The 12,804-nt window shown below is 62.3% G+C and carries 9 protein-coding genes; 8 read left to right on the top strand and 1 reads right to left on the bottom strand.

Annotated elements, in window-relative coordinates; genetic code table 11:
- Nucleotides 1-157: 157 nt before the first annotated feature.
- From AB5Y81_RS14090 to AB5Y81_RS14075, 4 genes are all read left to right on the top strand, one after another.
- Nucleotides 158-1,783 (top strand): MCR-3-related phosphoethanolamine--lipid A transferase, encoded by a 1,626-nt coding sequence (locus tag AB5Y81_RS14090; RefSeq protein ID WP_279484170.1) that lies wholly within the window; start codon nucleotides 158-160, stop codon nucleotides 1,781-1,783.
- A 454-nt stretch (nucleotides 1,784-2,237) separates the two neighbouring features.
- Nucleotides 2,238-4,787, top strand: a complete 2,550-nt coding sequence (gene mprF, locus AB5Y81_RS14085; protein ID WP_024941090.1) for a bifunctional lysylphosphatidylglycerol flippase/synthetase MprF — start codon at nucleotides 2,238-2,240, stop codon at nucleotides 4,785-4,787.
- A gap of 9 nt (nucleotides 4,788-4,796) precedes the next feature.
- Nucleotides 4,797-5,483 carry an AcvB/VirJ family lysyl-phosphatidylglycerol hydrolase gene (locus tag AB5Y81_RS14080; RefSeq protein WP_123246412.1) on the top strand — a complete coding sequence of 229 codons (687 nt, stop codon included), beginning with the start codon at nucleotides 4,797-4,799 and terminating at the stop codon, nucleotides 5,481-5,483.
- A gap of 156 nt (nucleotides 5,484-5,639) precedes the next feature.
- The gene (locus AB5Y81_RS14075; protein WP_139752684.1) at nucleotides 5,640-7,193 is read left to right on the top strand and encodes a PAS domain-containing methyl-accepting chemotaxis protein; all 1,554 of its coding nucleotides are present in this window, start codon (nucleotides 5,640-5,642) and stop codon (nucleotides 7,191-7,193) included.
- Nucleotides 7,194-7,260: 67 nt separating this feature from the next.
- Here AB5Y81_RS14075 and AB5Y81_RS14070 read toward each other — a convergent pair whose 3' ends face one another.
- Nucleotides 7,261-8,844, bottom strand: coding sequence for an ABC transporter substrate-binding protein (locus AB5Y81_RS14070; RefSeq protein ID WP_368146702.1), 1,584 nt, complete (start codon nucleotides 8,842-8,844; stop codon nucleotides 7,261-7,263).
- An 86-nt stretch (nucleotides 8,845-8,930) separates the two neighbouring features.
- Here AB5Y81_RS14070 and AB5Y81_RS14065 point away from each other — a divergent pair, with 86 nt between their 5' ends.
- From AB5Y81_RS14065 to AB5Y81_RS14050, 4 genes are all read left to right on the top strand, one after another.
- Nucleotides 8,931-9,590, top strand: coding sequence for a TIGR01621 family pseudouridine synthase (locus AB5Y81_RS14065; RefSeq protein WP_099359131.1), 660 nt, complete (start codon nucleotides 8,931-8,933; stop codon nucleotides 9,588-9,590).
- Nucleotides 9,587-10,255 (top strand): HAD family hydrolase, encoded by a 669-nt coding sequence (locus AB5Y81_RS14060; protein ID WP_279484172.1) that lies wholly within the window; start codon nucleotides 9,587-9,589, stop codon nucleotides 10,253-10,255. The genes AB5Y81_RS14065 and AB5Y81_RS14060 overlap by 4 nt, the downstream gene beginning before the upstream one ends.
- A 236-nt stretch (nucleotides 10,256-10,491) precedes the next feature.
- Nucleotides 10,492-11,589: a 4-hydroxyphenylpyruvate dioxygenase gene (hppD, locus tag AB5Y81_RS14055; RefSeq protein WP_005302356.1), complete on the top strand. Its 1,098-nt coding sequence runs from the start codon at nucleotides 10,492-10,494 to the stop codon at nucleotides 11,587-11,589.
- Nucleotides 11,590-11,636: 47 nt separating this feature from the next.
- On the top strand, nucleotides 11,637-12,797 hold the full coding sequence (locus AB5Y81_RS14050) for a homogentisate 1,2-dioxygenase (RefSeq protein WP_010633612.1): 1,161 nt from the start codon (nucleotides 11,637-11,639) through the stop codon (nucleotides 12,795-12,797).
- The last annotated feature ends 7 nt before the right edge of the window (nucleotides 12,798-12,804 follow it).

The raw sequence follows: 12,804 nt of genomic DNA, 5'->3' as shown, positions 1-12,804 counted from the left end.
TTGTGATTGTTGATATGCATCACATTATTGAAAATGTCTGAAAATATCGTATTTGGCGTTTTCAACACACTGTTACTATCCGGCGCCAAATATCGGCGTGTCGACTCCGGAACGGGTATTTCAAGGTGTAATAAAGAAGTGTAACAGGGAGATATACATGCCTTCTTTTCTTAGAATAAGAATTGTTCCATTTGTGTTTTTGCTGGCATTCATCTTTGCCTTCTTGCTCAACTGGCCAGTATTGCTGCATTTTTATGAAATATTGACGCAGCTTGAACATTTTAAAATCGGGTTTGCCATCTCTATTCCCATCGTGCTGGTTGCAGCATTGAACTTTGTCTTCATGCCATTTTCTGCGCGTTATTTCATCAAGCCTTTCTTTGCCTTTCTGTTTATTACGGGTGCCATTGCCAGCTACACCATGATGAAATACAAGGTGCTGTTTGATGGCGACATGATCCAGAACATCTTTGAGACCAACCAGAGCGAGGCGCACTCCTATCTGAGCGTGCCCATCGTGATCTGGGTATTGCTGGCCGGGGTGCTGCCGGCGGTGCTGCTGTTCTTCGTCAAGATAGAGTATCCGGCCAGATGGTATCAGGGGCTGCTGCAGCGCGGGCTCTCCATGCTGGCCTCCCTCGTGGTGCTGGGGCTCATCGCCGCGGCCTACTACCAGGACTACGCCTCGGTCGGGCGCAACAACCAGACCCTGAACCGGGAGATAGTGCCGGCCAACTACATGTACAGCACCGCCAGGTATCTGCAGAAACGCTATCTGACAGAGCCGGTGCCGTTCCAGCGCCTGGGCGACGACGCCAGGCGGGTGGCCGGTGCGGACAAGCCAACCATGATGTTCCTGGTGGTGGGGGAGACGGCGCGCGGCAAGAACTTCTCCATGAACGGCTATCACAAGGAGACCAACCCCTTCACCAGCAAGCAGGCGGGGATCATCTCCTTCAACGACGTGCGCTCCTGCGGCACGGCGACCGCGGTCTCGGTGCCCTGCATGTTCTCCAACATGGGGCGCAACCAGTTCGACGGCAACCAGGCCCGCAACAGCGAAGGGCTGCTGGACGTGCTGCAAAAGAGCGGCGTCTCCATCTTCTGGAAGGAGAACGACGGTGGCTGCAAGGGGGTGTGCGATCGGGTGCCCAACATGGTGGTCAACCCCAAGGATCACCCCAAGTTCTGCGACAAGAACACCTGTTATGACGAGGTGGTGCTGGAGGGGCTGGATGACGAACTGGCGGGCATGAAGGGGGACAAGCTGGTGGGCTTCCACCTCATCGGCAGCCATGGGCCAACCTATTACAAGCGTTATCCGGGCTCGCACCGCCACTTCCTGCCGGATTGCCAGCGCAGCGACATCGAGAACTGCACCGATCAGGAGCTGGAGAACACCTACGACAACACCATTCGCTATACCGACTATGTGATTGCCAGCATGATCGAGCGCTTGAAAAAGTACGAGGACAAATACAATACGGCGCTGATCTATATTTCCGACCACGGTGAGTCACTGGGGGCATTGGGACTTTATCTGCATGGCACCCCTTATAAATTTGCGCCGGATGATCAGACCCGGGTCCCCATGCAGGTGTGGATGTCATCGGGTTTTGCCAAAGAGAAGGGGATGAACCTCGACTGTTTGCAGCAGAAGGCGGCCAATACCCGTTATTCTCACGACTACCTGTTCTCCTCCATGCTGGGGATCTGGGATGTGAATACGGCCGTGTATGAACAGCCACTGGATATCTTCAGCCAGTGTCGCAGCGTGCAATAACGCCATAGCGAGAGAAAGGGGAGCCAGGCTCCCCTTTTTATTTTGGTGCGCCAGTATGATTATCCTTTGAGCGACTTGCCGCACCGACCAGATGGGGCGGGCGGCTCCCTTTATCTGGTGTATGATATTTCTGCTTGTTAATTGTTCAGAGCGATGGTGGGATGTGGGTCTGCGTCGCCGGGGAATTAATCCGACCAGGGCTGAGTAATTTATTTTCGCGGCGAGACTCGTCTTTTACAAAAGAGTCGATATAAAGTGGGATGCCATGCTGGGGCGCGCTGGTTTGCCGGAGGAACAGGTCGTCACGCTCACCTTCCCGGCTCGTCCGTCATGGCGCATCACACAGCAATCAAAGAGCAAGGGGCGAGTACGTGCCAGGGGCACTGCCCGCCATCGGTGCAATGTTCAGCAACATGACGCAGGCAGCCATGAGCCGCGTCGGTAGGGATTGGCAATGCGGCGTCATCTGTTTATCTGGTTAGGCCCGTTATGTAGCTTGTTGTTGTTGGGGGCGGCGCTGGTCGTCCTCTATCGTTTGACCCACCTCTGGCACTGGCACGACATCCGGCTGGCCATCTGGTCTTTGCCGCTGCCGCTGTTGGGCGGTGCCCTGCTGCTGACCCTGCTCAGCTATGGCTGTCTCTGCTGCTACGACATGCTGGCGGTGCACGCCCTCGGCAAGCGGCTGCCCTGGCAGCAGGTGGGAGTCACCTCGTTTATCGCCTACACCTTCTCCAATACCCTGGGTTTCGCCCTGCTGACCGGCTCGTCGGTGCGCTATCGCATCTACTCGGCCCTCGGGCTCAACACCGGGGAGGTGGCCAGGATCATCCTCTTCTGCTCGGTGACCTTCTTCCTCGGCCTGCTGGCCTGGGGGGGCTCGGCCCTGCTGGTGGGGCAGGCCACCACCCTGTTGCCGGACTGGCCGCTGTGGGCTGATCAACTGCTCAACCTGGCGGGGGGGCTGGCGCTCTTGGCGGTGCTTGGTTACCTGTTCTGGCCCAAGCCCGTGCTGGTCTGGCGCGGCCACGAGCTGGTGCTGCCGGTATTCAGAACCCGGTTGCTGCAACTGCTGGTGGCGCTGCTGGACTGGATGGCCGCCGCCGCCGTGCTCTATGTGCTGCTGCCGGCAGACAGCGTCTCCTATCCGGTGCTGCTCAGTGCCTTCGTGCTGGCCAGCTTCCTCGGGGTGCTGGCCCATGTGCCCGGCGGGATCGGGGTGTTCGAGGCGAGCATGAGCCTGCTGCTGGCCAAGTACCTGCCGGTGGACAAGCTCTTGGCCTCCCTGCTGCTCTATCGCTGCATCTACTATGTGCTGCCTTTCCTGTGCGCCCTGCTGCTGTTCACCAGCCAGGAGCTGTTGCAGCAGAAGGCGCGCTGGAGTCGGCTGCAGGGCATCATGAGCGCGGTGCGCGAGTTTTTGCCGGCGCTGATCAGCCTGGGAGCGTTCGCGGCGGGCAGCCTGCTGCTCTGCTCCGGGATGATCCCCACCATGCGCGGGCGCATCGAGATGTTCCTGCAGGTATTGCCGCTGCACCTGCTGGAGCTCTCCCATGTGCTGGGCAGCGTCAGCGGCGTGCTGCTGATCCTGCTGGCTCGCAGCCTCTACCGGCGCCACGATGCGGCGTTTCGCATCACCCAGCTGCTGTTGGGGCTGGGGATGATCTTCTCCCTGCTCAAGGGGTTTGACTGGGAGTCGGCCCTGCTGCTCGGGCTGTTCCTGCTCATCATCACCCCCTGCCGCTCGCTGTTCTATCGCAAGGGCTCCCTGCTGCACGCCCAGTTCACCCCGGGCTGGCTCATCTCGGTGGGGGCCGTGCTGCTGGGGGCGCTCTGGCTGCTGCTCTTCTCCTATCGCCAGGTGGAGTATGACCACGCCCTCTGGTTCCACTTCTCGCCCCATGGCGCCGCCTCCCGCGGGCTGCGGGCCATGGGCAGCGTGGTGGCGGTACTGGCGGTGGTGGGAGTAGCCCAGCTGCTGGCGCCGCTGCGGGTCTCCGGGCGCAAGCCGGAGCCGGACGAGCTGGCCCGCGCCCATGCCCTGGTGCTGCGCGAGGGGGGCGGTCACGGTTACCTGGCCCAGCTTGGCGACAAGTCGCTGCTGTTTCATCCCGGCGGCGAGGCGTTTCTGATGTACGGCGTCGAGGGCAATGGCTGGATCGTGATGGGGGATCCCATCGGTCAGCCTGAGCTTATCGAGGAGCTGCTCTGGCAGTTTCGCGAGCTGTGCGATCAGCACGATGCCAGCCCGGTGTTCTACCAGGTGTCGGCCCGCTACCTGCCGCTCTATCTGGAGCTGGGGCTGATCCCGTTCAAGCTGGGGGAGGAGGCCATCGTCGATCTGGCAGCCTTCGAGCTGGCCGGCAGCCGGCTGCGCAACCTGCGCCAGAGCCATGCCAAGGGCAAGCGGGAGGGGTTGTCGTTCGAGGTGGTGGCGCCGGAGTGCGTGCCTGCGCTGCTGCCCCGCCTCAAGGAGGTGTCGGACACCTGGCTGCAGAGCAAGCAGGGCAAGGAGAAGGGCTTCTCGGTGGGCAGTTTCGAGCCGGCCTACCTCAGCTTGAGTCCGGCCGCCCTGGTGTGGCACGAGGGGCAGATTGTCGGCTTTGCCAACCTCTGGGTCAGCGACAACAAGGCGAGCCTCTCCATCGACCTGATGCGCTACAGCCTGGACACGGGCACGGCCCCCATCATGGATTTCCTGTTCGTCGAGCTTCTGCTGTGGGGCAAGGGCGAGGGCTACGCCAGCTTCAACCTCGGCATGGCGCCCATGTCCGGCTTCAACGATCACCCCCTGAGCGGTTACTGGACCAAGCTTGGCAACACCATCTTCACCCGGGGCAGCCGTTTCTACAATTTTCAGGGGCTCAGGCGCTACAAGGAGAAGTTCTCGCCGGACTGGGAGCCGCGCTACCTGCTCTGCGCCAGCAAGCTGGTGTTGCCGCGGGTGCTGACCAACCTGATCTCCCTGATCAGCCGAGGCCCGTTCGGGCTCATCAAAAAGTAGGAGTCGTTCATGAGGATCCTGTTATTGCTGCTGGCGTGCTGCGCCTTCTCGCTCTCGGCCGCGCCGGTGAAAGAAGATCTGGGGCTGGTGGAGCTGCCGGTGGCGCAAGCCTCGAGTGCCCCCATGGTGGTGTTTCTGAGCGGTGATGGTGGCTGGGCCGCGCTGGACAAGGGGCTCAGCGCCCAGTTGCAGCAGCACGGCATGCCGGTGGTGGGCTGGAGCTCGCTCACCTACTACTGGAAGAAGAAGGATCCAGAGCAGGTCACCGCCGATCTGGTGCGGATCCTGGATGATTACCAGTCCCGCTGGGGGCGCCAGCGCTGGCTGCTGGTGGGCTTCTCCTTCGGGGCGGAAATCGTGCCCTTCGTCATCAACCGGCTGCCCGAACCCTTCCGCAAGAGCCTGGTCGGGGCCGTGATGCTCTCCCCTTCGACCGCCTCCGATTTCGAAATCCACGTCAGCGACATGGTGACCCGCGACAAGGCAGGCAGTTATCCCACCCAGCCCGAGGTCAACGCCATCCACACCTTGCCGATGCTCTGCGTGCAGGGGGCGGATGACGACTCGCCGGTGCGGCTCTGCCCCCACTTGCAGCAGCCCAACGTGACTACTGTGACCCTGCCAGGTGCCCACCATTTCGAGGATGACTACCCTGTGCTGTTCAAGGCCATCGCCAGCCATCTCAACCTGCAGTAAGTGTGAACGCGGGCAAAAAAACTTGATGTAAATCAAAGTTCATTCCCTATCAGGCCGGATTGCGCGCAGCCGGCCTGTTTCTTTTTGATTCCGCCTTTACAGGCGTGGATTGCTTCCCAACACTCTACTGAGCAATAAAACAGTAGAGGGGGCTGCATGCGCGAACAAAGAGCTCATCTAGTTGATCAGGAAGTGGATTTCGCCGCCGATGAACAGCTGGTGTCCACCACGGATCTGCGGGGCGTGATCACCTACGCCAATGACAACTTCTGCCGGGTCGCCGGTTACAGCCGGGCCGAGCTGGTGGGGCAGCACCACAACATGGTGCGCCACCCCGACATGCCCAAGGCGGCATTTGCCGACCTGTGGGGCAAGCTCAAGCAGGGCCAGCCATGGCGCGGCATGGTGAAGAACCGCTGCCAGGATGGTCGCTACTACTGGGTGGATGCCTATGTCACCCCTATCTTCGAGCAGGGCAAGATCAGCGGCTACCAGTCGGTGCGCTGCCGCGCCGATCCTCAAATGAAGCAGATCGCCGCTCGCACCTATGCGCGGCTGCGGGCGGCCGAGCAGGGAGGCGGCAGGCCCAGGATTTCACTGGCGCGGCTGCGCCACGGGGTGGCGGTGGCCGGGCTGCTGACACTGGGTTGGCTCGGCACAGTAGAACTGGGCGGCTGGGCCGCGCTTTACATGGCGCTGCCGCTGATCTTGCTGGGGTTGCTCTATCGTCACGAGCTCATCACCACCCCCCGTTACTTGCAGCAACTGGCCGGCGAGTATGACAGCCTGACCCGCCTCATCTACTCGGGGCAGGAGCCGAGCGCCATCGCCGACTTTCACATCAAGCTGCTGCAGGCCCGCATTCGCACCGTGCTTGGCCGGGTGGACGACGCCACGCACTCGTTGCAGGATCTGGCGGTACATCTGAAGAGCGCCTCCAGCGAGGCGAGCTCGGACATTGCCGAGCAGGATGCCCAGACCCAGCAGATGGCGACCGCCATCACTGAGATGGCGAGCACGGCGCAGGAGATTGCCCGCAACATCCAGGACACCAACAGCCAGATCGCCGAGGCCAAGGCTCACTGCCAGCACACGGATCAGCAGTTGATCGAGACCGAGCACAAGATCACCGATCTGGCGAAGGAGGCGGAGCACGCCTTTGCCTCGGCGGTGGCGCTGGCCAGCGAGTCGGATCGCATCGGGGTGCTGATGGGGGAGATCCAGGGCATCGCCGATCAGACCAACCTGCTGGCGCTCAATGCCGCCATCGAGGCGGCCCGGGCTGGCGAGCAGGGGCGCGGCTTTGCAGTGGTGGCGGACGAGGTGCGCACCCTGTCTACCCGCACCCACAAGGCGACCGAACAGATCCAGGGCAGCATCGGCCAGATCCAGCGCACCCTGAACGGCTGGAAGGGGATGATGCAGAACAACCTGCAACAGACCCAGGCCTGCGTGGAGATGACCCGGATGGGGTCGGACAGCCTGCATCAGGTGCTGGCGGAGATCGAGCTGGTGATGGACTTCTCGGCCCAGATCTCGGCGGCGGCGGAGCAGCAACAGGCGGTGGTGGAGGACATCAGCCAGAACGTCAACCTCATCTCCCAGCACTCCCACGCCAACAGCAACAAGATGCAGGACGTGGACGAGTCGAGCGAGATCCTGCTGACCAAGGCCAGACAGCTCAAATCCCTGGGGCAGACCTTCGGCTAGCCGGCGCCTGTCATCAACAAGAGAACAAGGCCACCCACGGGTGGCCTTGTTCTGTCAGGCGTGTCGATCAGGCAGTGGCCTGGCTCAGCGGGTTTCCCTTGTCGTGGTACATGGCGCGGTCGGCCTGGATCAACCACTGCTCGGGACGCCAGCCCGGCTGGTACTGGCTGATGCCGACGCTGATACCGACCGACAGCGGGACTCCCTCCACCTCGAATGGCGGTTGCATGGTGGCCCTGATCTGCTCGGCGATGGCGTCGGCCTGCGCCTGATCATGGCCCGGCAACAGCAACACGAACTCGTCGCCGGCCAGCCTGGCGAAGAAGTGCTGCGGCCCGAGGCTGCGGCTGATCCGCTCCGCCAGCTGGCAGAGGAGGGCGTCGCCGTGGCTGTGGCCGAAGTTGTCGTTGACCTGCTTGAAATCGTTGAGATCGCAAAACAGCAGGCAGCCTGGCGCCGGCCCCTTGACCTGGGCATCGAGCCGCTCCATCAGGCTCAGCCGGTTGGGCAGGTTGGTGAGGGGGTCGCGGCGGGCCAACTGCCAGATCTCCTCTTCCCGCTGACGGCGCAGGGCAATTTCGCGGTTGAGCCGCTGGTTGCACATCAATAGATAGAGGGCCAGCAGCAGGATCAGCACGCTGGCTGCCAGGCTCAGCAGGAACCAGGGGCGCCAGAAGATCCACTGCTCGGAGGGGGCCTGATAGAGAAAGTCGCTCAAGGAGACCGGCTTTGACACCAACCCGATCTCCACCAGCTGCTGCATGATATGGGCCATGCGGTCCGGATTCATATACCCGATCTCCACATAGAGCGGCTGGATCATCTCCTTGCTCACCTGCAGCTCGTACTCCATGTGGGCCTGACTGCGGTTGACGCCATACTCCTTGCGCAGCAGGGCGATGGCCTCCTGCGGGTGGGCCAGGGCGTAGCGCCAGCCGGCCAGGCTGGCGGCCCGAAAGCGGGCCACCCGATCCGGATGGGCGTGCTCCTGGGCCTGGGTGGTGAACAGGATGTCGCTGTAGAAATCGATGCCGTAGTTGCGCGGATTGATGACGGAGACGGGGATGCCGCGCTCCTCCAGATAGAAGGGCTCGTTGCTGAGGTAGGCGTTGAAGATGTCGACCCGGCCCTGGATGAGATCCTCGATGTTGACCGAGGTGGGCAGCGGGATGAGCTGACGCTCGCTCAGCCCCTGATAGAAGAGGGTGGCCAGCAGTTCGGCGTCCTGATGGGCCGAAAACATCATGATCCGTTTGCCACGCATGTCGTCAACGGTGAGAATGCCGCTGTCACGGCGGGCCAGAAAGATGGACGGGGAGTGCTGATAGACGCTGGCGAGCGCCAGCAGCGGCTTGCCGTTGGCATAGCTGGTCAGCACCTCTGTGTTGCCGACCCCGAAGTCGGCTCGTCCGCTCAGCACCTCTTCTACCGGGCTGATGCCCTTGCCGCCGGGCCGTATCTCGACGTCCAGCCCGGCACTGGCATAGAAGCCCTTGGCCTTGGCCATGTGATAGCCAACGAACTGGGGCTGGTGCAGCCAGCGCAACTGGAGCACCACCCGCTCCGGGGCTTCAAGGGGGGATTCGCTGGCCCGCAGGGGAACAGCATGGCTGATACCGATCAGCAGCAGCCAAAGCAAGCATCTCTTCATCCGTGCGAGTCTTGTTCTGAGTGTTCATGGGGTGCGACCCCGCAGGGTCATCTTCTTGTAATTAAAAACATTCTAAAGGGTTATTGATGTACCGGATACTAGCGCAGCACAAAGATTTCATGGTTATCAACAAGGGACCCGGGCTCGGCATGCACGACGAGACCGACGAGTCCGGCCTGCTCCATCCTGGTCTGGTCAGCCGGGTCAAGGCTGACACGGGTCTGCTGCTCTATCCGGTGCATCGGCTCGACAAGATGACCTCCGGGCTGGTGCTGCTGGCGCGCACCACCGAGGCCAACCGGGCCCTCAGCATGGCCTTTGCCGCGCGGGAGGTGAGCAAGCAGTATCTGGCCCTCTCCGATCGCAAGCCGAAGAAGAAGCAGGGCTGGGTGAAGGGGGACATGCAGAAGGGGCGGGGGGGCAGCTGGATGCTGGCCCGCACACTCGACAACCCCGCCATCAGCTGGTTCGACTCGGTCTCGGTGCGCGAGGGGTTGCGCCTTTATCGCATCAAGCCTCAGACCGGCAAGACCCACCAGATCCGGGTGGCCTTGAAGAGCGTGGGGGCGCCGATCCTCGGGGATGAGCGCTACGGCGGCACGGCGGCCGATCGCGGCTATCTGCACGCCTGGCGCCTCGCCTTCACCCTGGCGGGGGAGGCGTTCGACTTTGTCTGTCCGCCCGACGAAGGCGCGCTGTTTGTGCTGCCTGAGCTGCACGCCGCCATCGCGGGGTTGGCCGAATGAAGGGGGCTGCCATGCAAGGGGCCTCGGATCTGCCCGCCAGCGGCTGGATCCTGGCGGATTTTGACGACACCCTGGCGCCGGATGACAGCCATGCCGGGCTGCTGCGCTTCATCCTGCGTCGCCGCATCTGGCCGCTGCTGCTGTGGCCTGTGATGGCGCTGGGGGGGCTGGTCTATCTGCTGCCAAGCCAGCGTCGGCGCGGCATTTCACTGATCTGGTGGGCCATCACCCTCGGGCTCTCGCCGCTAGGGTGGCGCCGCCTGGTGCGGGCCTATTGCCGCACGAGACCTGGGCTGTTTCAGGAGGCGCGCGCCCTGCTGCTGGCCGAAGGGCAGCGCTGCTGGGTGCTCTCCGCCAGCCCCCGCGCCCTGGTGCGGGGTCAGCTCCATCAGCAGCTGCCCGGCCAGCTGCCCCATCGTATTCTGGGCTCGCGGATGCACTATCGCCTCGGCGGCCTGATGCCACGTTTTTACTGTCACGGCCGCCACAAGATCCTGCCCGGGATCCAGGCCCTCAGCGCCACCCTGGCCCTGAGCGACAGCCTGCACGACTTGCCACTGCTGGCAGAGGGGCAGGCGGCCTGGCTCATCAACCCCACCCCGGCGCGGCTGCAACGAGCGCGGCAGTCACTGCCCCGCATCGAGCCCAGATACTGGTCCCTGTAAGGCAAAACTGACAGCCTTGTGGGTCGCCACCGAGCGTGCCACAAGGCTGCGGCTTAAATGTCACAATCTATTTACATCTTTTAGCGCCGCCCCCCGCCAAACTATCTGAACGCCGCCTCTTTTCTTCCGCTACGCCCCTGCCTCTAATGAAACAAGTTGTTAACAACGCCGGGGCAGCTGCCCGCAGCGCCCCGGTGTGACCCGTTTCGTTATCAGTCAATCGCAAGGAGCGCATCATGACGACCACTTCTTCTGCCCGTACTCACACCATCAACCCGCTCGGTACCGATGGTTTCGAATTCGTCGAGTACACGGCGCCCGATGCCAAGGGCATTGCCGCCCTCAAGGCGCTGTTCGTCTCACTGGGCTTTGCCGAGGTGGCCAAGCACAAGCACAAGCAGTGCTGGCTCTATCGTCAGGGGGACATCAACTTCGTGGTCAATGCCGAGCCCCACTCCCAGGCCGAGCAGTTTGCCAGCCTGCACGGGCCGAGTGTCTGCGGCATGGCGTTTCGGGTGAGCGATGCCGGCAAGGCCCAGCAGTACGCCATCGCCAAGGGCGCCAAGCCGTTCGTCGGCAAGATTGGCCCCATGGAGCTCAACATCCCCGCCATCTACGGCATCGGCGAGAGCACCCTCTCTTTTGTCGACCGCTACGGCGACAAGGGCTCCATCTATGATGTGGATTTCGTCTTCTATCCCGACTGGCAGGCGCGCATGGCCGAGGTGGATGCAGGGCTGTATGAGATTGACCACCTGACCCACAACGTGCAGCGCGGCAACATGGATGTCTGGTCCAATTTCTACGAGCGGATCGGCAACTTTCGCGAAATCCGCTACTTCGACATCGAGGGCAAGCTGACCGGGCTCCATTCCCGCGCCATGACCGCCCCTTGCGGCAAGATTCGCATTCCCATCAACGAATCCTCCGACGACAAGTCCCAGATTGAAGAGTACCTGCGTCAGTACAAGGGGGAGGGGATCCAGCACATCGCCATGGCGTCGAGCGACATCTACCACACCATCCGTACCCTGCGCGGCCGTGGCACCGGCTTTATGCCGACCCCGGACACCTACTACGAGAAGGTGGACAGCCGGGTCGAGGGGCATCAGGAGGATCTGGCGGCGCTCAAAGAGCTGCGCATCCTGATCGACGGCTCCCCCACCAAGGATGGCATCCTGCTGCAGATCTTCACCGATACAGTGATCGGCCCGGTGTTCTTCGAGATCATCCAGCGCAAGGGCAATGAAGGCTTTGGCGAGGGCAACTTCCAGGCACTGTTCGAATCCATCGAGCTGGATCAGATCCGCCGCGGGGTGCTCAATGATGCGTAACGAAAGCCGCCACGCGCAGGTTGTCGGTCAGGCAAGGGAGGTTGGCAATGCGTAACTGGATTAACTTTCCCCACCGGGAGGGGACCCACTCCCGTCAGGCTCATGCCGACCTGCCCGAGCAGGCCATCTATGAGCGTGAACTGGGCCGCTCCGGCTTTTTCGGGCCGGCCACCCACATGCACCACAAGCATGCCCCCACCGACTGGATCAACTGGGAGGGGCCGCTGCGCCCGCGCCTGTTCGATCTCAACGCCTTGGGCGAGGAGGTGAGCTCTCTCTCCCCCTGGGTGATGCCGGATATTCTGAGCAACCCCCACTGCCGCTACCGCATCTGGCGCCTGCATGAGCCCATGCCGTTTCTGGTGCGCAACGCCGATGGCGACGAGCTCCTGTTCATCCACGAGGGGAGCGGCGAGTTTTACTGCGACTATGGTCACCTGACCCTGCGCGATGGCGATTACCTGGTGATCCCCCGCGGCACCATGTGGCGCATCGAGCCGACGGCCCCCCTCTTCATCCTGATGATCGAGGCGACCAACGACAGCTACCAGCTGCCGGACAAGGGGCTGGTGGGCAATCACGCCATCTTCGACCCGGCAGCGCTCGATGTACCCGCCATCAACGAGCGCTTCCTGGCCCAGCAGGATGAGAATCCCTGGTCGCTGCAGGTCAAGCGCCACAACCAGGTGTCGGTCATCACCTGGCCGTTCAACCCGCTGGATGCGCAAGGGTGGCACGGGGACTTGTGCGTGGTGCGCCTCAACTGGCGGGACATCCGCCCGCTGATGAGCCACCGCTATCACCTGCCGCCGTCGGCTCACTCCACCTTCGTGGCGAGCCGGTTCGTGGTCTGCACCTTCGTACCGCGCCCCATCGAGAGCGATCCCGGCGCCCTCAAGGTGCCCTTCTACCACAGCAACGACGACTACGACGAGGTGCTCTTCTACCACGCCGGGGATTTCTTCAGTCGGGACAACATAGAGCGGGGCATGGTCACCTTCCATCCCGCCGGGTTTACCCACGGTCCCCATCCCAAGGCGTTTGCGGCGGGTCAGGCCTACACCAAGAAGTTCACCGACGAGGTGGCGGTGATGCTCGATACCCGAGATGCGCTCAACGTCGGTAGCCTGTGTGACGGGGTGGAGAACCCGCGTTATGTCACCAGCTGGTTGCGCCCGGAACTCACACCCGCCACCAACGGCAAATAAAAGGAAT

Source organism: Aeromonas sp. s2 (assembly GCF_040907935.1).
GTDB lineage: Bacteria > Pseudomonadota > Gammaproteobacteria > Enterobacterales > Aeromonadaceae > Aeromonas > Aeromonas dhakensis.
Note: the sequence above shows the minus strand (reverse complement) of the source record. Positions and strands in the feature narration are given on the sequence as shown.

Bases quoted from the DNA above. Each gene is read 5' to 3' on its own strand.
- AB5Y81_RS14090 (WP_279484170.1), top strand. From the start codon at position 158: ATGCCTTCTTTTCTTAGAATAAGAATTGTTCCATTTGTGTTTTTGCTG.
- mprF (WP_024941090.1), top strand. From the start codon at position 2,238: ATGCGGCGTCATCTGTTTATCTGGTTAGGCCCGTTATGTAGCTTGTTG.
- AB5Y81_RS14080 (WP_123246412.1), top strand. From the start codon at position 4,797: ATGAGGATCCTGTTATTGCTGCTGGCGTGCTGCGCCTTCTCGCTCTCG.
- AB5Y81_RS14075 (WP_139752684.1), top strand. From the start codon at position 5,640: ATGCGCGAACAAAGAGCTCATCTAGTTGATCAGGAAGTGGATTTCGCC.
- AB5Y81_RS14070 (WP_368146702.1), bottom strand. From the start codon at position 8,844: ATGAAGAGATGCTTGCTTTGGCTGCTGCTGATCGGTATCAGCCATGCT.
- AB5Y81_RS14065 (WP_099359131.1), top strand. From the start codon at position 8,931: ATGTACCGGATACTAGCGCAGCACAAAGATTTCATGGTTATCAACAAG.
- AB5Y81_RS14060 (WP_279484172.1), top strand. From the start codon at position 9,587: ATGAAGGGGGCTGCCATGCAAGGGGCCTCGGATCTGCCCGCCAGCGGC.
- hppD (WP_005302356.1), top strand. From the start codon at position 10,492: ATGACGACCACTTCTTCTGCCCGTACTCACACCATCAACCCGCTCGGT.
- AB5Y81_RS14050 (WP_010633612.1), top strand. From the start codon at position 11,637: ATGCGTAACTGGATTAACTTTCCCCACCGGGAGGGGACCCACTCCCGT.